Origin of the sequence: Breoghania sp., from assembly GCF_963674635.1 — a bacterium.
In the GTDB taxonomy this organism is placed as follows: Bacteria; Pseudomonadota; Alphaproteobacteria; order Rhizobiales; family Stappiaceae; genus Breoghania.
On sequence record NZ_OY771475.1, the window covers coordinates 1,358,856 to 1,378,085 of the forward strand.

14 protein-coding genes are annotated in these 19,230 nt (G+C 61.5%); all 14 read right to left on the reverse strand.

From position 1 onward, the window contains the following. Nucleotides 1-46 precede the first annotated feature (46 nt). Entirely contained in the window at nucleotides 47-1,099 is a 1,053-nt protein-coding gene (lpxD, locus tag ABGM93_RS06135) for a UDP-3-O-(3-hydroxymyristoyl)glucosamine N-acyltransferase (RefSeq protein ID WP_321504358.1), read from the reverse strand. A gap of 76 nt (nucleotides 1,100-1,175) precedes the next feature. Further along, nucleotides 1,176-3,506: an outer membrane protein assembly factor BamA gene (gene bamA, locus ABGM93_RS06140; RefSeq protein WP_321504360.1), complete on the reverse strand. Its 2,331-nt coding sequence runs from the start codon at nucleotides 3,504-3,506 to the stop codon at nucleotides 1,176-1,178. Nucleotides 3,507-3,701: 195 nt separating this feature from the next. Then, nucleotides 3,702-4,850, reverse strand: coding sequence for an RIP metalloprotease RseP (gene rseP, locus ABGM93_RS06145; protein WP_321504362.1), 1,149 nt, complete (start codon nucleotides 4,848-4,850; stop codon nucleotides 3,702-3,704). 175 nt (nucleotides 4,851-5,025) lie between these two features. After that, nucleotides 5,026-6,246 (reverse strand): 1-deoxy-D-xylulose-5-phosphate reductoisomerase, encoded by a 1,221-nt coding sequence (locus ABGM93_RS06150; protein ID WP_321504364.1) that lies wholly within the window; start codon nucleotides 6,244-6,246, stop codon nucleotides 5,026-5,028. Between the two features lie 81 nt (nucleotides 6,247-6,327). Continuing rightward, nucleotides 6,328-7,197: a phosphatidate cytidylyltransferase gene (locus tag ABGM93_RS06155; RefSeq protein WP_321504366.1), complete on the reverse strand. Its 870-nt coding sequence runs from the start codon at nucleotides 7,195-7,197 to the stop codon at nucleotides 6,328-6,330. Further along, entirely contained in the window at nucleotides 7,194-7,964 is a 771-nt protein-coding gene (locus tag ABGM93_RS06160) for an isoprenyl transferase (RefSeq protein ID WP_321504368.1), read from the reverse strand. The genes ABGM93_RS06155 and ABGM93_RS06160 overlap by 4 nt, the downstream gene beginning before the upstream one ends. Before the next feature lie 33 nt (nucleotides 7,965-7,997). After that, a complete protein-coding gene (gene frr, locus ABGM93_RS06165) occupies nucleotides 7,998-8,561 on the reverse strand; it encodes a ribosome recycling factor (RefSeq protein WP_321504371.1) in 564 nt (187 codons plus the stop codon). A 218-nt stretch (nucleotides 8,562-8,779) separates the two neighbouring features. Next, entirely contained in the window at nucleotides 8,780-9,499 is a 720-nt protein-coding gene (pyrH, locus tag ABGM93_RS06170) for a UMP kinase (RefSeq protein ID WP_321504373.1), read from the reverse strand. An 84-nt stretch (nucleotides 9,500-9,583) separates the two neighbouring features. Beyond that, complete coding sequence (gene tsf / locus ABGM93_RS06175; protein ID WP_321504375.1) at nucleotides 9,584-10,510, reverse strand: translation elongation factor Ts; 927 nt, start codon at nucleotides 10,508-10,510, stop codon at nucleotides 9,584-9,586. A 186-nt stretch (nucleotides 10,511-10,696) separates the two neighbouring features. After that, on the reverse strand, nucleotides 10,697-11,509 hold the full coding sequence (gene rpsB, locus ABGM93_RS06180; protein WP_319773992.1) for a 30S ribosomal protein S2: 813 nt from the start codon (nucleotides 11,507-11,509) through the stop codon (nucleotides 10,697-10,699). A gap of 203 nt (nucleotides 11,510-11,712) precedes the next feature. Then, on the reverse strand, nucleotides 11,713-15,147 hold the full coding sequence (dnaE, locus tag ABGM93_RS06185; protein ID WP_321504377.1) for a DNA polymerase III subunit alpha: 3,435 nt from the start codon (nucleotides 15,145-15,147) through the stop codon (nucleotides 11,713-11,715). Between the two features lie 775 nt (nucleotides 15,148-15,922). Next, nucleotides 15,923-17,032 carry a patatin-like phospholipase family protein gene (locus ABGM93_RS06190; protein ID WP_321504379.1) on the reverse strand — a complete coding sequence of 370 codons (1,110 nt, stop codon included), beginning with the start codon at nucleotides 17,030-17,032 and terminating at the stop codon, nucleotides 15,923-15,925. Nucleotides 17,033-17,215: 183 nt separating this feature from the next. Further along, nucleotides 17,216-17,947, reverse strand: coding sequence for an ABC transporter ATP-binding protein (locus ABGM93_RS06195; RefSeq protein WP_321504381.1), 732 nt, complete (start codon nucleotides 17,945-17,947; stop codon nucleotides 17,216-17,218). Then, nucleotides 17,944-19,221, reverse strand: coding sequence for a lipoprotein-releasing ABC transporter permease subunit (locus ABGM93_RS06200; protein WP_321336440.1), 1,278 nt, complete (start codon nucleotides 19,219-19,221; stop codon nucleotides 17,944-17,946). Before ABGM93_RS06200 ends, ABGM93_RS06195 begins: the two co-directional genes overlap by 4 nt. Nucleotides 19,222-19,230: the final 9 nt, after the last annotated feature.

Below are 19,230 nucleotides of genomic sequence, written 5' to 3' on the forward strand. Positions count from 1 at the left end.
TCGTTCCGTCTTCCACCCCAAGCGTGGTCGGAGGCTTTTCGCCGTCCTACCCCGCGTCCTTCCCGTTCTTTTCCGCAAGACGCTGCAATGCCGTCATCTCGCGGAACCATTGCCTGACCGGCTTTGCAGGGACGCCGCCATAGCGTGCACCGGCAGGAATGTCATCCCTGACAACACTGACAGCGGCAATCTGCGCGCCCATGCCGATGGTCACATGGCCATTGACGCCGGTCTGGCCGCCAATTGCAACAAAATCACCAAGGGTTGAACTTCCGGAAATACCAACCTGCGAAACAATCACGCAATTGCGACCGATCACGACGTTGTGGCCGATCTGCACCTGATTGTCGATCTTGGTTCCTTCGCCAACGATGGTATCGCGGTTCGCACCACGGTCGATCGTGGTGTTCGCACCGATCTCAACATCGTCCTGAATGACAACGCGCCCGATCTGCGGGACCTTGAGATGTCCCTCAAGCCCCATGGCAAAACCAAATCCGTCCTGCCCAACGCAGACGCCGGGATGCAGATAGACCCGGTTCCCCAGAAGCGCATGCTGAAGCGTCACATTGGGCCCGATTGAGCACCCCCGCCCGACCCGGCACCCGGCGGCAACAACCGCATTGGCACCTATCACGGAGCCACTCCCGATTTCAACGCGCGGACCAATAACCGCGCCGGCTTCCACGCGCACCCCGTCCTCAAGCACGGCAGATGTATCCACGGTCGCAGACGGATGAACGCTCGCCTCTCCTTCCCCGAACGCGCCCTCCGGGCGCATGGCCGGCGCATAGAGGTGCGCCATGACCTTAGCAAGAGCGCGATAGGGATCGCGGGTCAGAAGCGGGATCACCCCCTCCGGCACCCGGCCGAGGTATTTTTTCGCGACCAGACAGGCGGCAGCCTCTGTCTTCTCCAATTGCCCCGCGTAACGCGGATTATCGAGAAAAACGAGCGTGCCGCTCGTCGCCGCATCAAGCGGTGCGACGCCGGAAATGAGTGTATCGGCATCGCCGCGGACGATCTCTGCATCGGCCCAAGCGGCGATCTGGCAGACCGAGACCGGTACGGGGGCCGGAAAGAAGACCGGATCATTCATCGAACTTGTCCAAATATGCGAACGGCCGCCACCCTCACGAGCGACGGCCGATCCAAGCGTTAGGGGTAGCGGCGGCTTAGAAGCGGGTGCCACCGCCGATGCGGAAGATTTGCGTCTCATCCGCATCGTTCTTCATAACCGGCACGGCGATGTCAGCACGCAGCGGTCCGAAGGGCGACTTCCACATCAGGCCGAAGCCGACAGAGGCGCGCAGATCGAAATCGTCGGCACCAAGTTTTTTCGCCTTGTTCTTCAGGTCGTTGTCGATCCCCCACAGGGAACCGGCATCCACGAAGACGGCACCCGCGAGACCGAACTCCTCCGGAACACCCGGGAAGGGGAACGTCGCTTCGGCCGTGACAGCAGCGTAATAGGTGCCGCCCAAGGCTTCATCATCGGAACCGATGTCACGCGGACCAATACCGGAGGTCTCGAAGCCACGGATCGTCTCACCACCAATGAAGAACTGATCGGTGAACTGCAGGCGCTTGCCGATCCCGTGAATGGATCCGCCCGTGCCCTTCAGCATACCAACCAGGCCCCAGTCCGGGATAAGCTCCTGGTAATAGCGGCCCTCAACAGTCGTCTTCAGGTAACGTGCATCGCCACCGACACCGGCAAATTCCTGCTGGAACTTCGCATAGATGCCATCACGCGGATTACTGTTGTCATCCAGCGTGTTGTAGACCAGCGAGTAGCCAACCAGAGAGGTCAGGCGCTTGCCTTCGGCATCCGCAAGAATCTGCGACGCACCCGGATCGAGGTTCGAGATCTTCGTCTGATAGATCTTGTAGAAGAGATTCAGCTTCAGCTCGTCATCGCGAAGCGGAAGACCGAAACCAAAGCCACCGCCGGTTTCCTTCTGATCGTAGTCACGAACCGAATTGTTCTCGTAGACATGCTGGTAGGCTTCCAGCGAGAGCGAAATCCGGCGACCGAGGAAATACGGCTCGGTGAAGTTGAAGTCGTAAGTGTGCTTGTCGCTGCCACCACCGACGCCAACACGGACAAACTGACCGCGACCGAGGAAGTTGCGCTCCGTGATCGAGATATCACCGATCACGCCATCGGAGGTCGAGTAACCGATACCGAAGGACACTTCACCGGTGGACTCTTCTTCAACATTCACGTTGACGACGACACGGTCAGGAGCACTGCCGCGCTCGGAGGTGATCGAAACGTTCTTGAAGAAACGGAGATTCTTCAGACGACGCTCGGCCTTGTCGAGCAGCACGCGATTATAGGCGTCGCCTTCCGCAATATCGAACTCACGACGGATCACGTAGTCGCGGGTACGATCGTTGCCACGGATATTGATCCGCTCGACGTAAACCCGCGGGCCTTCCTCGATGTAGTAGGAGATGCCGATCGTGTGATTTTCGTAGTCACGATCACCGCGCGGACGAACCTGAGCGAAGGCATAACCGCGGTTGGCTGCCTCGATCGTCAGATCCTCAAGCGTCTTTTCAACCGCCTCGGAATTGTAGGTATCACCCGTCTCGGTGCGCAGATAGGACTTCAGGCTCTCGTCATCGACGCCCTGGAGCGACGAGACCACCTCGACATCGCCGAAGGTATACTGCTCACCCTCATCGACAGTGAAGGTCACATAGAAGACGTTCTGCTCGCGATCGAGATCGGCGACAGCCGAGACAATGCGGAAGTCGGCATAACCATGCTTGTAATAGTAACGGCGCAGCAGCTCCTGATCGGCATTGAGACGGTCCGGATCATAGATGTCGGTGGTGCGCAGCCAGCTCAGGAAGCCACTCTGACGGGTGCGGATCACGTCGCGCAGACGACCGTCGGAGAAGTTCTTGTTGCCGATGAAGGTGATGCGCTCGACGCCGGTCTTGTCGCCTTCGTTGATCTCAAAGACCAGATCGGAACGATTGCTCGAACGGTCAATGATCTTCGGCTCAACGGTCGCACGGAAACGGCCGGAGCGACGATAGGCTTCCAGGATGCGCTGGACGTCGGACTGAATGCGGGCACGGGTCAGCATCGAGCGGGGCTTGGACTGGATAACGCCAGTCAAGGCCTCGTCGCTGAGCTTCTTGTTACCCTCAAACGAGATGCGATTGATGATCGGGTTCTCGGTGACCGTAACAACGAGGTTGCCGCCCTGCGGAACGATCCGAACATCGGCGAACAGACCAGTCGCAAACAGCGCCTTGATCGACTCATCGATGTCGGAAGCGCCATAGGCCCTACCCGGCTTTACGGTCACATAGGCGCGAACCGTTTCGTCTTCGACTCGCGTATTGCCCTGAACGACGATCGCGCGAGCAACGGCAGCCTCTGCGGTCCCAACCGGGCTAACAGACCCACCCGGCGTCATCGCGGCAGCGCCGAGAAGTGCCAGAGTTACAACCGATACCCGGAACAGTTTGCTGATAATGCGCATAGAAACGCTATGCCCTTTGTCTTGGAAATCCCCGGAGCCGCAGACACACGCATCCCTGCAGAGTGCCCAACGCAGCTTGACGTTTTACAGTCTTTGGAAAGCAACGCAACCACTTAGCGCGGTTTCAACCGACAATGGCTGAATTTCGCAACAAGCGTTGCGTCTGAGCCACGCCGAATCCCCGCCACAGGTGCCTCACCAGCCCACGTCAACCCCTACGAGTGACTTCACGTCATTGAAAGTCGCGAAAATCATAAGCATGAACACGAGCGCGAGCCCGATTCTGAATCCCACATCCTGAACCTTGTCCGGCAACGGCTTACCCACCGTCGCCTCATAGGCGTAGAACAGCAGGTGGCCGCCATCGAGCATCGGCACAGGCATCAGATTGATAAGTCCGATACTGACCGAAAGCACCGCTGCCAGGTTCAGCAAGGCCGCCAACCCAAGGGTAGCGACCTGGCCGGAATACTGCGCGACGCGAATCGGCCCGCCCAACTGGTCAGCATCCTCGCGGCCCGAGAAGACGCCGGCAATGAAGATGCCCGTGCGCGAGATGACCTGCCACGTCTCCTTCGCCCCCTCACCTACCGCTTCAAGCGGGCCATAGCTGACCGTGTACCGGTCATCCGGCCGTGTGTTCTGGGTCAGACCAAGCAGCCCGACCTTCTGAACATTGCCGAACCGGTCGGTAATCTCGCGGCGCTTTGGCGTGGCGACCAAGGTCACCTCCCGACCATCACGCTCAACCGCGACCTGAAGCGGGATATCCGCACTCATGGTCACGATGCGCTGAATGTCCCCGAAGCTCTGAATCGCCTCACCATCGATGGAGAGGATCACATCGCCGGGCTGGAACCCGGCTTCGGCGGCTGCGCTTTGCTCCTGGACCGCGTCCACGCGCGGCACCGAATAACTGCGCCCGTAAATGGAGAACAGGGCAGCGAAGATAACAATGGCGAGGATGAAGTTGGCGAAGGGCCCGGCGGCAACGACGGCGGCGCGCTGGCCGACCGACTTCGCGAAGAAACTGCCGCGGCGCTCTTCCTCACTCATCGCCTGCACCGTCTCGCGATCAGGCACGGAGGCGGCATTCTCGTCGCCGAGGAATTTCACATAGCCCCCCAGCGGAATGAGCGAGATTTTCCAGCGCGTGCCCCGGCGATCATTGAAGCCGATCAATTCTCGTCCAAAACCGACCGAGAACGCAGCCACCTTCACCCCGCACAAGCGGGCAATCAGGAAGTGACCGAGTTCATGAAAGAACACCACAATGGTCAGCACAAAGAGGAAGGGAATGATGTAGCCCCAGACCAGCGCGCCGAGATCCGTCAGAATTGCCATTCACCCAAACCGTTTCTTTCAAGGTCACCCACGGTAACACGATAGGATTACCGAATTCGATGCCGAATGGCGAGGCTTCGGGGGAGATCTCCGACAAGCACAGGCACAGGCATTTTAGATAGTTCTGCCAAAGGACGGCATGATTGAGGCAGGGTCAGTGATGGGCCCTCAAACCTCAAACATCACCTCCCCCCAGACGCGTGATCACTTCATTTGCGAAGCGCCGCCCCGCGCCATCCAGCACCATGGCATCGTCTAAGGACGTCGGCTCCGCCAGAATACCCGCCCGCTCGGCCATCTCAATCGCCGCCTCCACCACGCGCGCGATATCGGCGAACCCGATCCGGCGTTCCAGAAATGCGGCAACGGCAACCTCATCACCCGCATTGAGAACCGCTTCCGCCCCCTGCCCGCGGCGTAAAGCAGACAGGGCAAGAGAAAGCGCGGGGAACCGCTCCATATCCGGCTTTTCGAACGTCAAGGCGCCGAGCTGCGCCAGATCCAGCCGTGCGGCTGGCACCTGGATCCGACGCGGCCAGGCAAGGCAATGGGCGATCGGGGTGCGCATATCCGGGGCGCCAAGCTGAGCCAGCAACGAACCGTCACAATATTGCACGAGGCCGTGGATCGCCGATTGCGGATGCACCAGCACGTCGAGCTGGTCCTGTTCAACCGGGAAAAGATGATAAGCCTCGATAAGTTCGAAGCCCTTGTTCATCAGCGTTGCGGAATCAATGGTGATGCGCGCGCCCATTGCCCAGTTCGGATGACGCAAGGCGGCTTCCGGCGTGGCCGCTTCGATCTGATCCCGGCTCCAGGTTCGGAAGGGTCCGCCCGAGGCCGTCAGGATCACCTTTTCCACGCGCCCCGCATTCGGTCCCTCAAAGACTTGGAATACCGCGTTGTGCTCGGAATCGACCGGCAGGATCGTGGCCCCATGGCGCCTCGCCTCCGCCATCACCAGACGTCCCGCACATACGAGGGATTCCTTGTTGGCCAGCGCCACCGTTCGCCCGGCCCGCACGGCCGCAAGCGTTGGCGCCAGACCTGCGGCACCGACAACCGCGGCCACAACCATGTCCGCAGCCATGACCGCGGCTTCCACCACAGCTTCCGGTCCCGCGGCCGCCTCGATGCCGGAGCCCGCAAGTTCCTCGCAAAGCGCGCCGTAACAACTGGCATCGGCAACCACGGCGCGCTTTGCGCGAAGCGCGCGCGCCTGCTCAGCCAACCGCTTCACATTGCGGTTCGCAACCAGCGCCACCACTTCGAATCCGTCACGATGATGAGAGATCAGATCGACCGTGTTGCACCCGATCGAGCCCGTCGAACCAAGAATGACAAGCCGCAAAGGCTCGGTTCGCGGCTCCGAGGGAGATTCAAGAACGTCGGTCAATTATTTGTTCCTGTTTATTATTTTATTGCCGGAGGCGAAGAGCTTGTCGACCGTCGCCTGCCTGGCAAAAGACGGCGCTTTCTAGAGCAGCGCCAGGCCGAGCGACGGATCTGCGCCACCGCTTGCAAGGAGCCCCACCACATAGGCCGCAAATGTCGCCGTGACCAGCCCATCGACACGATCCATGATACCACCGTGACCGGGTATGAGGCTGCCGGAATCCTTTACGCCGAAGCGGCGCTTCAGGGCAGACTCACCAAGATCGCCCAGTTGCGATGCCACGGAGAACACCATTGCCAGCAACGCGATGACGACGGGCAAACCGATGCCGCTCACCAGCGTAACGATTGAGGCCGCAAGCGCACCACCGACGACGCCGCCGATTGCGCCAGACCAGGTCTTGTTGGGAGAAACGGAGGGCCAGAGCTTCGGTCCTCCCAACGCGCGCCCGGTGAAATAGGCGGCGATGTCGGTGGCCCAGGTCAGGGCGAGGATCACGGCAACCGCCCACAATCCTTGTTCGCCCAGGCGAAGCTCTGCCAGCGCAACGGTTGGCAATCCGGCGTAAAGAACCCCCGCCGCTGACCATGGCTTATGCCCGGCAACCAGTTCCCAAAGCCGGATACCCGCCCCCGCCACAACAACCACACCGATTGCGGTCAGACCTGAGCCCCACCACACCGCGCCGCAGGCAACCACTAGCCCGGCCGCACCGACGATCGAAGTCGAAAAGGCCGCCCCGGTGATCCGGGTCCATTCATTGAGGATCAGCAGCGAAGAAATGGTCAGCACGATCAGGAACGGCGCACCGCCATACCAGACCAGGGCCAGAAACACCGGAGCCAGCACAAGAGCTGAGGCCACGCGCAAGAACAGATTGGACCGACCAGCCGGTTTCCTGGCTTGCGCCGGGTGGCCAGCCTCGCTGTCGGGCTCCTTCTGGCCGTTCATGGCACGGCCTGCGTGCTGACACGGCCAAATCGCCTTTCGCGCTTGGCGTAGTCGGCAAGTGCCCGATCGAAAGCCGCCTCGTCATAATCCGGCCAGAGCGCGCTTTCGAAATAGAATTCCGAATAGGCCGCCTGCCACAGCAGGAAGTTCGAAAGGCGCTGTTCTCCGCTGGTGCGAATAATCAGGTCGGGATCGGGGATATCGGATGTGTAGAGCCGCCGGGACATCTCATCACAATCGATCTCGTCGACGCCGATCCTGCCTTCAGCCACATCGCGTGCCAGCCTCTTGGCAGCTGACAGGATTTCCTGTCGGCTGCCATAGTTGAAGGCGACGACCAGCGTCAGCAGTGTATTGTCAGCGGTCAGACGCTCGGCCTCCTCCAGAAGAGAGAGGATGTCCGGCGCCAGCCCCTCGCGTTCGCCGATCACGCGCACCCGCACACCATTCTTGTGAAGGCTGGCGAGGTCGGTACGCACGAAGCGCCGCAGCAGCGTGAGCAGGAAAGAGACCTCGGTCGCCGGACGCGACCAGTTCTCGGAGGAAAAGCTGAACAGCGTCAGATAATCCACGCCGCTTTCGATGGAGCGGCGGACAATCCTGCGCATCACATCGACACCTCGGCGGTGTCCTTCGGTGCGCGGCAGGCCGCGGGCGGCTGCCCAGCGACCATTGCCGTCCATGATGATTGCGACATGACGAGGCGAGCAGCCCCCATCCGAGGGCTGCCTTGAGACCAGATCACTCGCGTCCACGCTTGCGGTCATGTCGGTCCAGTCGTTGGTAGACGCACGCGGGCGTCAGACCTGCGAGATTTCCTTTTCCTTCCGCTCAACGACGGAATCGATTTCGGAGATCATCTCGTCGGTGAGCTTCTGAACGGAATCGGAAGCAACGCGCTGCTCGTCCTGGCTCATATCGCCGTCTTTCTCGAGCTTCTTGAGCATTTCCATGCCGTCGCGGCGCACATGACGGACGGCCACCCGGGCCTGCTCACCATATTTGTGGGCGACTTTGGCCAGTTCCTGGCGGCGCTCTTCGTTGAGCTCGGGGATCGGCAGGCGCAGATTGGTGCCGTCGATGACCGGGTTCAGACCGAGGCTGGAATTGCGGATCGCCTTTTCAACCGCGCCGACCATGCTCTTGTCCCACACCTGCACGGAAACCATGCGGGGCTCGGGCACGGAGACCGTCGCAACCTGGTTGATCGGCATCTGCTGGCCATAGGCATCGACGGTGATCGATTCCAGCATGCTTGACGATGCACGGCCCGTGCGGAGGCCCGAAAGCTCCGTCTTCAGCACCGAGATAGCGCCATCCATGCGGCGCTTGAGGTCCTTCATGTCGAGTTCAGCGTCTGCCATCGTTTCCTCTCGTACGTCCTTTGTCGGCGCAAGGCGCCTGCAGCCTCTTGACCGGCGATGCGTGCAACACGCGCGCACGCGCCGTCTCCCCTCTTACCGACTACCGCTTTTGCCAAGTCCTGCGCCAGCCCATGGGGGCTGGTTAGTGATGTGGCAAATGAGTCCCGTCCAGGTCTTCACAGGCCCAGACCATTCGTCGGTCAGACGGCTCGGCGCGCCTAATCGCTGACGATCGTCGCCAACCCCTTGCCGCGCAAAACGTCGACAAGAGCGCCGGGGCTATGAATCGAGAACACGATTACCGGAATAGCATTGTCCCGGGCAAGGGCAATAGCCGCTGCATCCATGATGTTCAGCCCCTTGGCCAACACTTCCTGGTGCGTGAGATGGTCGTAGCGTACCGCATTCGGGTCCAGCTTGGGGTCCGCAGAATAAATGCCGTCGACATTGGTCGCCTTCAGCATCGCATCGCATTCCATCTCCGCGGCACGAAGTGCGGCCCCCGAATCGGTGGTGAAGAACGGATTGCCCGTCCCGCCGACGAACACGAGAACCTCACCGGCAGCGAACCGATCGTCGGCCGCGCGCTGGGTGAATGTCTCGCAGATGGACGGCATCTGGACCGCAGAGAAGACACGCGCCGGGATGCCCTGCCCGCGCAGCGCATCGGCAAGTGCGAGCCCGTTCATGACGGTCGCCAGCATGCCCATATGATCGCCAGCGGTCCGCGAACCGCCTTTTGCCGCGACCTGAACGCCGCGGAAGATGTTCCCGCCACCAACGACAAGGCCGATTTTCACGCCGAGGCGCACCGCAGCCGCAATATCACCGACGATCCGGGCAACGACATTCGGGTCGATTCCGAAGCCCTGCTCTCCCATGAGTGCCTCGCCGGAGAGCTTGAGCAGCACACGGCGCCAGCGAAGATCGTCGCTCATTTCAATATTCCCTAAAACGGCCAGTTCCGCGTGGCCGGGCGCAGACAGAAAAAGGGCGCCGGATTGCTCCGACGCCCGATCGATTTAGTTGCCGGCGGTCGCCGCCGCCACTTCTGCGGCGAAATCGCTTTCTTCCTTCTCGATCCCTTCGCCGAGGGCGAAGCGGACAAAGGCGGTAAGCTTGACCGGCGCACCGATCTCCTTGCCGAGTTCCGCGACAGCGGCCTCAACGGTGAGATCCGGGTTGATCACGAAGGCCTGCTTCAGGAGCGTGGACTCTTCGTAGAACTTGCGCATGCGGCCTTCCACCATCTTCTCGATGATGTTCTCCGGCTTGCCGGACTCGCGCGCCTGCTCGGAATAGACCTGACGCTCACGCTCGGCGACTTCCGGATCCACCTCATCGGCGGAAAGGGCCAGCGGGTTGGTCGCGGCGACGTGCATGGCGACCTGACGGCCGAATGCGTCAAGCTTCGCGGTATCGCCGGTGGACTCAAGCCCAACCAGAACGCCGATCTTGCCAACGCCATCGCTGACCGAGTTGTGGACGTAGCTGGCGACAATGCCGTTTTCCACCGACACGACGGCTGCGCGGCGCAGGGTCATGTTCTCGCCGATCGTTGCGATCAGCTCCTTGAGGTTTTCTTCGATGGTACCGGACTTGCCGGGATAGTCGGCTGTTGCCAGCTTCTCGACATTGCCGTCACCGTTCAGCGCGGCCTTGGTCACGTCGAGAACGAATTCCTGGAAGGCCTCGTTGCGCGCAACGAAGTCGGTCTCGGAATTGACTTCGACGACAGCGGCCCTGGATCCGGAAGCGGCAACGCCGACGAGGCCTTCGGCAGCAACGCGGCCGGCCTTCTTGGCGGCCTTGGCGAGACCCTTGGTGCGCAGCCAGTCAACGGCTGCTTCCATGTCGCCACCGGCTTCGGTGAGCGCGCTCTTACAGTCCATCATGCCGGCTCCGGTCTTTTCGCGGAGCTCTTTCACCATTGCAGCGGTAATGGTCATCAGTGCCTCTCGTGGTGCTGATCATCCCGAGCCACCCGTAGCGACCGGGATCATATGTGTAACGACGGCCGCGCAGCGGTTTTACCGCCGGCGGCCCCGTCTGTGTCATTGACTGCGCCGCCCCCAGCGGAGCAGCGCCAAACGCGCCTGCCCGGCCAGCCCGCAAGAGCCGACCGGCGGGTCGTGTTACTCGGTCGCGGCGGGCGCGGCTTCGTCAGCCGTGGCAACGACTTCTTCAGTCGCTTCCTCAAGCGCCGGCTCGACAACCTCTTCCGCGGCACCGAGATCCATGCCCATGGAGCCCTGTGCGCGGGCGATGCCGTCGATGGCAGCGCGCGAGATCAGGTCGCAATAGAGCTGGATGGCGCGGCCAGCGTCATCGTTGCCCGGCACCGGGTAGGTGATGCCAGCCGGATCGCAGTTGCTGTCGAGGATCGCAGCGACCGGGATGCCCAGACGACGTGCTTCCTGAATGGCGATACCTTCGCGGTTGGTGTCGATCACAAAGATCAGGTCGGGGATGCCGCCCATGTCCTTGATACCGCCGAGGTTGCGCTCCAGCTTGTCGCGCTCGCGGTCCATGAAGAGGCGCTCTTTCTTGGTCAGCTGTGCGGTGACCGCCTCGTTGGAGAGCATTTCCTCAAGCTTGCGCAGGCGCTGGATGGCGCCGGAAATGGTCTTCCAGTTGGTCAGCATGCCGCCGAGCCAACGGGCGTTGACGAAGTACTGCGCGGACTGGCGCGCGGCCTCGGCAACAGGCTCCTGGGCCTGGCGCTTGGTGCCAACGATCAGCACACGACCGCCGGCGGCAACCGTGTCGGACACAGCCTTCAGCGCCTGGTGAAGGAGCGGAACGGTCTGCGACAGATCGATGATGTGGACGTTGTTGCGCACACCGAAGAGGTACTCGCCCATCTTCGGGTTCCAGCGGTGCTTCTGGTGGCCAAAGTGAACACCGGCCTCAAGCAGCTGGCGCATGGTAAAATCAGGCAAAGCCATGCCTTTAATCTCCGTTTTTCCGGTTAGCCTCCACGGAGCGGTAACGGGAACAAACCCGATCACCGGATGGACTGAGGCGCATGAAGCGCCGCCCTGCTCCGCGTGTGGAATGCGCGCCTTATAGTGCGAGCGCCCGGACGTTTCAAGGCATCATTGCCGATTAGCACCGCTGAAACACGGCAAGTTCCCCAACCACGTGCCCGTCAGGCCATCTCAACCTGCACCACACCCTTGATCGCCTTCAGCGCGCTGGCGACCTGTGGGGAGACCTGATAGCGACCGGGGAGCTGCACCTCCACCTCGCGCGCACCGTCATCCAGAAGACAGACGACGGAGATATCGCTGTCACCACGATGGGACAGGTGCCGCTTCAGGCTGGAAACCGGCGTGCCGTCCCGCAGGAAGATCTTCAGGCTCTTGTGGATTCGGTTGGCGACGACCTCCAGCGGCTCCACCGACTGGATCCGGACGCCCACCCCCTCCTCCTTCAGTTCCGCAGCCACGATCAGCACCACCGAGCGGCCAACCTCAAGCAGGTCCCGGAACTGGGCAAGCCCCTCGGAGAAAAGCACGGCCTCATACTGGCCGGTCGGATCCGAAACGCGAACGATTCCCATCCGATTGCCGGTACGCGTCTTGCGCTCCTGCTTGGAGGTGATCGTACCCGCCAGCCGCCCGGCATTCGCACCGCGTTTCACCGAAGCCTCAAAGCTCGCCCACATCTGGACGCGCATCCGATCCATCACGCCGCGATATTCATCGAGCGGGTGGGCGGAGAGATAAAAGCCAACGGCGGCATGTTCGCGCGCCAACTGCTCTTCCGGCATCCAGGGCTCCACGGCGGCAAGCCGCAGCTGCTCCGGCTCCCCCATGCCGAAAATGTCGCCTTGCCCGAGAGTGGCATTCTCCTCGGAGCGTTGCGCCTCGCCCATGATCCGATCGATCCCGGCCACGAGCTTCGCCCTGTCCTTGTCCAGTCGGTCGAAGCTTCCCGCCGCGATCAGGCTTTCCAGCGTCCGCTTGTTCATCTGGCGCGGGCTGATGCGGCGCGCGAAATCGCCGACATCACGGAAAGGTCCGTCCTTGCGCACTTCCTCGATGTGTTCGACCACATGTCCGCCCACGCCCTTGATGGCGGCCAGCGAATAAATGATCTCGCCGTCCTGCACATCGAAATAGGCGCAGGAGCGATTGATATCCGGCGGCACCACATTGATGCCCATGCGTTGGGCCTCGCGACGGAAATCGCTGAGCTTGTCGGTGTTGCCCATATCGAGCGTCATCAGCGCGGCGAGGAACTCGACCGGATGGTTGGCCTTCATCCAGGCCGTCTGATAGGCGACCAGCGCATAGGCGGCGGCGTGGGACTTGTTGAAGCCGTAATTCGCGAACTTGGCCACGAGATCGAAGATCGTCTTGGCTTGCCCGGCATCGACGCCGTGTGCCTTCGCGCCGTCGACGAAGCGCGAGCGCTGGATCTCCATTTCCGCAGCGATCTTCTTGCCCATGGCGCGGCGCAGAAGGTCAGCGTCACCGAGCGAGTAGCCGGCGAGAATCTGCGCCAGCTGCATCACCTGCTCCTGGTAGATGATGATGCCGTGGGTCTCTTTCAGAATCGGCTCCAGCTTGGGATGCATGAAGTCCGGTTCTTCTTCGCCGTGCTTGCGGCGGTTGTAGGTGGGGATGTTGTCCATCGGTCCGGGGCGATAGAGCGCCACCAGAGCGATGATGTCCTCGAAACGGTCAGGCCGCATGCCTGCGATGGCGCGGCGCATGCCCGCACTTTCAAGCTGAAACACGCCGACAGTCTCGCCTGCGGTGAGGAGCTTGTAGGTCGGCGGATCATCCAGCGGGATGGTGGAGAGATCGACCTTGATACCGCGCCGCGCCACCAGATCCACCGCCGTCTGAAGCACGGTCAGTGTCTTCAGGCCCAGAAAGTCGAACTTGATGAGGCCGGTCTTTTCCACCCATTTCATGTTGAACTGGGTGACGGGCATGTCAGAGCGCGGATCGCGGTAAAGCGGAACGAGCTGTTCCAGCGGTCGGTCTCCGATCACCACGCCGGCTGCGTGGGTGGAGGCGTGGCGGTAGAGCCCTTCCAGCTTCTGGCCGATGGTCAGAAGCTTATCGACAATGGCTTCTTCTTCGGCTGCCTGTTTAAGGCGCGGCTCTTCCTCGATCGCCTGTTTCAGAGTGACCGGGTTGGCCGGGTTCTGCGGCACCAGCTTGCACAGCCGGTCCACTTGGCCATAGGGCATCTGGAGAACGCGCCCAACGTCACGCAGCACCACACGGGCCTGAAGGGTGCCGAAGGTGATGATCTGGGCCACCTGCCCGCGCCCGTATTTCTCCTGCACATAGCGGATCACCTCTTCGCGGCGATCCTGACAGAAGTCGATGTCGAAGTCGGGCATCGACACGCGTTCCGGGTTCAGAAAGCGCTCGAACAGGAGGTTGAAGCGGATCGGATCAAGGTCGGTGATCGTGAGCGACCACGCGACGAGCGAGCCTGCGCCCGAACCACGGCCCGGCCCGACAGGAATGCCTTGCGCCTTCGCCCACTTGATGAAGTCCGCAACGATCAGGAAGTAGCCCGGAAACTTCATGTTGGTGATGATGTTCAGCTCGAAATCTAGCCGTTCATCATAGTCCTTGCGCTCGGTTCCCGGTGCCAGACCATGCGCCTCAAGCCGGTGCTCCAGGCCTTCGCGCGCCTGACGGGCCAGCTCGGCGGCTTCCGCCTTCTCCGCCTCTTCCGGATCGGCATCCGCCCCGGCGAAACGCGGCAACAGCGGCGGGCGCTTGGGCACCTTCACATGGCAGCGCCGCGCGATCTCCACCGTATTCTCTGTCGCCTCCGGCAGATCGGAGAAGAGCTCGATCATCTCCTGCCGCGATTTGAAATAGTGCTCCGGCGACAGGTGGCGGCGATCATCCTCGATGACGACGCGACCCTCTGCGATACAGATCAGGGCGTCATGCGCCTCATAATCGTCGGCGGTGGGAAAGAAGGGTTCATTGGTGGCGACCAGCGGCACATCATGCTTGTAGGCGAGATCGACGAAAACGCCCTCGCATTGGCGCTCCTCCGTCGTACCGTGGCGCTGGAGCTCCATGTAGAGCCTGTCGCCGAACATCTCCTTCATGCGCAGAAGGCGGCCAAGCGCGACTTCCTCCTGCCCGCCGAGGATGGCCCGTCCAATCGGCCCATCCACACCACCGGTCAACGCGATAAGTCCGCCTGAGTGGGAAGCCAGAAGCGAGGCTGGAACGTGCGGGCGCACACCGGTTTCGGTATCGATGAAGGAGTGACTGACCAGTTCCACCAGATGGGCGAAACCCTCATCATCGCATGAGAGAAGAACGATTTCCGGATAGGCGTCGCCGGGCTTGCGGTGGGCAGCGTCGTCCCCCCAGTCGACGGCAAGCTGGCAACCGATGATCGGCTGGATGCCAGAACCGGTGGCCTTTTCGGAAAACTCAAGCGCACCAAACAGATTGCCGGTGTCGGTAATGGCCAGCGCGGGCTGGGCATCTGCTTGTGCAAGCTTGATCAACTTGGCAATCGGCAGCGCGCCTTCCAGAAGCGAAAAGGCGGAATGAACGCGCAGATGAACGAAACCGACATCAGCCATGAAAGAACCTTCTCCGATCAAACGGATCCGGGACATGGTCTGGCTCCCCCCTGCCGAAACCGGCCTCCTGCCGGGACGCGCCTTCTGCCGGGACCAGCCACCCACCGGATTTACGCCGGCAGGACAGGTCAACGGCCCAAGTCCGAATTGCGCAGCACGGGGGCGGACAGCAAGGGCCCATCAGGCGGCGATACGAACTGGATACGGGGCGATACAGGCACCGGGAGCGCGCGGCTTTTGAGCACCACGAGCTCACGGCAGGGAACGGGACCGAACCGTGGGGCCCACATGCCTCACGCGTCGAAAACGAATCCGGTCCCCAGTGTTTCGCGTCGGGCCGGGCCTGTCGATAAGCGGAAGCTACACTCTTCCCGCTTTCCACGGTCGACCGCGTCGGAAAATGCCTGAAGGAGCGAAAAACTCAGCCGACATGCAGCAGAACTTCGCCCCAAAGTGTGAGCGAAAGCCCAAACAGAATGAGAACACCAAAAGCGGCGGTATCGCGAGCGATCTGGACCATTTGTCTGTCTCCACAAGATAACCACTGTTTGATCTTATTTTGTTCTATCTTTGTTCCGTCTGCAAGATTTTATTGGCCGCTGCAATTTCGGAAAAATGTGTAGGTTAATCAGGGATTAAAACCCGATGCACCACCACCTCCGCTGCGGACTCGCGTCAAGGCTCTGGGATTCCACACAAAACGGCTGAAACAGACCATCGCCGGAGTGCCTTGCCGGAGATCCCGTGCGCCCGCATAAATGCTCAATAGCTACGATCAGTCGCGCGCCAGATCGTAGACCGCGATACCGTCCTTGGGACGACCACGGCCGACCCAATCGGGATGGCGTAGCGTACGGGCCACATCATGCTGGCCCGATTGCCAGTGCTCCTCAATGGAGGCGCGGGAGAACTCGTAGTCCTTTGACTGTTTGGTGTAGGGGGACAGGCGGTGGATCAGATGGACGATGGTCACGTCGGAATCGCAGCCCACTTCCTCCAGGAACTTTGCATCGCGATCATTCTTCAGATCGTCAGGAAGCTTGCTGTAAAGGCGGTTTGCGGCACGGCGGATGCGCTGCATCTCGCGGAAGCGGTCCGTATTCAGACGGGTACGCGAGGAAAAGCGGATGTCCTTGATCCGATGCTCCACGTCAAACAGCGTTTGAGGCACTTCTCCGCGTGCATCAAAAAGGTCGATCTGGAATAGCACCATGTCCTCGTGGGGGCTCGACTGTTCGAGCACATATTGCAACGGGGTGTTGGAGACGAGACCGCCATCCCAATAGAGTTCCCCCTCGATCTCGACAGGCGGGAAGCCGGGTGGCAAGGCGCCGCTCGCCATGATGTGCTCCACGCCGACCCGCATCCGGTCGGTATCGAAATAGACGAAGTTCCCGCTCGTCACGTTGACCGCGCCCACGCTGAGGCGCACGGCACCGGAATTCAGGAGGTCAAAGTCCACCAGCTCCAGCAGGGTCTTGCGCAAGGGACTTGTGTCGTAAAAGGAAATCGCGTTTTCCGAGCCGCGCGGCGCAAGGAAGGGCGACAGGAACCGGGGCGAGAAAAAACCGGTCAAACCAAATGTCGCCGTGAGGGCCGCGCTGATCTCGTTGAACCAGGACCGGAAGTCGGTTCCCTGCGGCGCGGTCGCAATCAGGTTGCCGGAAAGCCGGTGCCAGAACTCCGTCAACCGCTCCGCGCGTCTTTCGGGCGGATTACCCGCGATAAGCGCCGCATTGATCGCCCCGATGGAGATACCGGCCACCCAATCCGGCGACCAGCCCTCCCCCATCAGTTCCATATAGGCGCCGGCCTGATAGGCCCCGAGCGCCCCGCCGCCTTGAAGTACGAGCCCGATATGTTCCGCCCGCTCTTTTTTCGCCATCGTCCCGTCCTCAACAGTGCAGCAGGCGCGCGCCGCGCGCCATTCAATATGCTGCACTGCAAAATGGGGCGATAACGATACCGCGTAAAGAGGCGATCAGGACACGTATCGGTGAGCAGGGCCACCGGCCCCCGATTGCGGAAAACCGATTGGCGAGATGGAAAAGGCCGCCGAAGAGGCTATCTACATCTCCACCACCTGCCCCTTGGACAGGGTGATGCGCCGGTCCATCTTGGCGGCGAGGTCGAGATTGTGGGTGGCGAAAAGCGCCGCAACGCCGCTGGCGCGCACAAGCCCGGAAAGCGCCTCGAACACATAGGCAGCCGTTTCGGGATCGAGATTGCCGGTCGGTTCGTCGGCCAGCAGGACCCGCGGTGCGTTGGCGACCGCGCGCGCGATCGCGACGCGCTGCTGCTCGCCGCCGGAAAGCTCCGAGGGGCGATGCGCGGCGCGGGCTTCCAGCTTCATGTATTTGAGAAGCTGCATGGCGCGGGCGTTGGCTTCCTGCTTCGTCAGACCGCGCACCATTTGCGGCATGGCGATATTTTCCAGCGCGGTGAATTCCGGAAGCAGATGGTGAAACTGGTAGACGAAACCGATTTCCAGACGGCGGATGCGCGTTCGCGCATCATCGGAAAGCTTGCCGCAGGCCTGTCCGCCCACATAGATCTCACCGCCATCGGGTCGGTCCAGGAGCCCGGCTATATGAAGCAGCGTGGACTTGCCTGCCCCAGAGGGGGCGACGAGTGCAACGGTCTCGCCAGCGCGCAGCTCCAGATTGGCGCCCGTCAGGATATCGAGAGAGCGATTGCTCTCCTGATAGCGACGCTCCACGCCAACAAGTGCAAGAGCGGGGACAGCGGCCGAACCGTTCGTATCTTCGGGCTGGCGATAGGTCTCTTGTGTCTGGCTCATTCGTAGCGCAAAGCCTCCACGGGATCGAGCCGGGCTGCACGCCAGGCGGGATAGAGCGTGGCAAAGAACGACAAGGCCAGCGCCATCAACACGACGGATGTCGTCTCGCCTGCGTTCATGTCCGCGGGCATGCGCGACAGGAAATAGAGTTCAGGCGAGAACAGTTCGGTACGCGTCAGCCACGAGATGAACTGGCGAATGCTCTCGATATTCAGGCACACGATCCATCCCAGAAGGAACCCGGCGAAGGTGCCGATGGTTCCGATGCTCGCACCTGTGATCATGAACACGCGCAGGACCGACCCGCGTGTTGCGCCCATGGTGCGCAGGATGGCGATGTCGTGGCTTTTTTCCTTCACCAGCATGGTCAGCCCGGAAACGATATTGAGCGCCGCAACCAGCACGATCAGCGTCAGGATCAGGAACATGACATTCCGCTCCACCTCAAGCGCAGAGAAGAAGGTGGTATTGCGCTGTCGCCAGTCGGTGACGAAGACCGGACGCCCCGCTCCCTCTTCGACCAACGGCTTGATGTCGCCGACCGCGTCGGGATCGTCCGCGAATACGTCGATGGCGGTCGCCTGTCCGTCCATGTTGAAATAGAGCTGGGCTTCGGGGAACGGCAGGAACGCTATGGTGCCATCATATTCGGACATGCCGATTTCGAAGATGGCGACCAACTTGTAGCCCTTGATGCGCGGGGTGACGCCCATGGGCGTGACCGACCCACGCGGGCTCACCAGGGTCACCGTATCTCCAACAACAACACCCAGCGAGCGGGCCATGCGCGATCCGATGGCGATGCCACCGGACTCATCGAAATTGTCGAGGCTTCCTGCGACCAGTTTGCCGGAGACAAGGGGGAGATGGTCCAGATCGCGCTTGGTGACGCCGCGCACCAGCGCACCGAACGCGCCCGCGGGGCCGGAGACCAGCCCCTGGCCTTCCACAAACGGCATCGCAAACCGCACGCCCTTGACGCCCTCAAGGCGCGAAGCGACGGCGTCATAATCATCGAGGACCCCGTCGACAGGCTGCACCAGAAGGTGGCCATTGATGCCAAGGATCTTCGAGATCAGTTCGCCGCGAAAGCCGTTCATCACGGCCATCACGATGATCAGCGTGGCAACGCCGAGCATGATGCCCACGAAGGAAAAGCCGGCAATGATCGAAATGAACGTCTCGCGCCGCCGGGCCCGCAAATAGCGCCCCGCCAGCATCCATTCAAAGGCCGCGAAAGGTCGCGTCCCTGTCGGCTCGCTCGCCGCACTCATACCCTGCTC

Coding starts and splice junctions, on each gene's coding strand:
- lpxD (WP_321504358.1), bottom strand. CDS start 1,099: ATGAATGATCCGGTCTTCTTTCCGGCCCCCGTACCGGTCTCGGTCTGC.
- bamA (WP_321504360.1), bottom strand. CDS start 3,506: ATGCGCATTATCAGCAAACTGTTCCGGGTATCGGTTGTAACTCTGGCA.
- rseP (WP_321504362.1), bottom strand. CDS start 4,850: ATGGCAATTCTGACGGATCTCGGCGCGCTGGTCTGGGGCTACATCATT.
- ABGM93_RS06155 (WP_321504366.1), bottom strand. CDS start 7,197: ATGAACGGCCAGAAGGAGCCCGACAGCGAGGCTGGCCACCCGGCGCAA.
- ABGM93_RS06160 (WP_321504368.1), bottom strand. CDS start 7,964: ATGACCGCAAGCGTGGACGCGAGTGATCTGGTCTCAAGGCAGCCCTCG.
- frr (WP_321504371.1), bottom strand. CDS start 8,561: ATGGCAGACGCTGAACTCGACATGAAGGACCTCAAGCGCCGCATGGAT.
- pyrH (WP_321504373.1), bottom strand. CDS start 9,499: ATGAGCGACGATCTTCGCTGGCGCCGTGTGCTGCTCAAGCTCTCCGGC.
- tsf (WP_321504375.1), bottom strand. CDS start 10,510: ATGACCATTACCGCTGCAATGGTGAAAGAGCTCCGCGAAAAGACCGGA.
- rpsB (WP_319773992.1), bottom strand. CDS start 11,509: ATGGCTTTGCCTGATTTTACCATGCGCCAGCTGCTTGAGGCCGGTGTT.
- dnaE (WP_321504377.1), bottom strand. CDS start 15,147: ATGGCTGATGTCGGTTTCGTTCATCTGCGCGTTCATTCCGCCTTTTCG.
- ABGM93_RS06190 (WP_321504379.1), bottom strand. CDS start 17,032: ATGGCGAAAAAAGAGCGGGCGGAACATATCGGGCTCGTACTTCAAGGC.
- ABGM93_RS06195 (WP_321504381.1), bottom strand. CDS start 17,947: ATGAGCCAGACACAAGAGACCTATCGCCAGCCCGAAGATACGAACGGT.
- ABGM93_RS06200 (WP_321336440.1), bottom strand. CDS start 19,221: ATGAGTGCGGCGAGCGAGCCGACAGGGACGCGACCTTTCGCGGCCTTT.